The organism is Nocardia citri (assembly GCF_054065835.1).
The window spans coordinates 1-807 of record NZ_JBSUQM010000069.1 but is presented as its reverse complement, the minus strand read 5'-3'; the positions used below and the strand labels follow the sequence as shown (position 1 = coordinate 807).

1 rRNA gene is annotated in these 807 nt (G+C 53.7%); it reads right to left on the bottom strand.

The features are described from left to right. A 23S ribosomal RNA gene (locus tag ACW2Q0_RS31125) occupies positions 1 to 629 on the bottom strand; the annotation flags it as partial. Between the last annotated feature and the right edge of the window lie 178 nt (positions 630 to 807).

The following is an 807-nucleotide window of genomic DNA, read 5'->3' as shown; positions in this document are numbered from 1 at the left end:
GGCTCTGACGGATTGTAAGCGCACGGTTTCAGGTACTATTTCACTCCCCTCCCGGGGTACTTTTCACCTTTCCCTCACGGTACTAGTCCGCTATCGGTCACCAGGTAGTATTCAGGCTTATCGGGTGGTCCCGACAGATTCACAGCAGATTTCACGGGCCCGCTGCTACTCGGGAGTCGCTCACATGAGCCGTCGTATTTTCGCCTACAGGACTCTCACCCTCTACGGTCGGCCATCCCAGACCAATTCAGCTAACACAACGGTTTCTGACTCACGCTCGATCCGGCAGAATCGAGAAGAACAATCCCACAACCCCGCATGGACAACGCCCGCCGGCTATCACATCCACACGGTTTAGCCTCATCCGCTTTCGCTCGCCACTACTCACGGAATCACATATTGTTTTCTCTTCCTGTGGGTACTGAGATGTTTCACTTCCCCACGTTCCCTCCACACACCCTATATATTCAGATGCGGGTAACACGACATCACTCGTGCTGGGTTTCCCCATTCGGAAATCCTCGGATCTCAGCTCGGTTGACAGCTCCCCGAGGCTTATCGCAGCCTCCTACGTCCTTCATCGGCTCCTGGTGCCAAGGCATCCACCGAACGCTCTTAAACACTTACAAACAAAGATGCTCGCGTCCACTGTGCAGTTCTCAAACAACACACCCACTCAAACCAGAATCTCAGGACCAACACCCTCGAAGAAGGCCGGTATCACCGAAGATCCGAGCGGATCGTCATCTCTTCCTAGAGAGTTCGCTCTCGCGTATTCTCTCAGGACCCAACAGTGTGTCGATATAT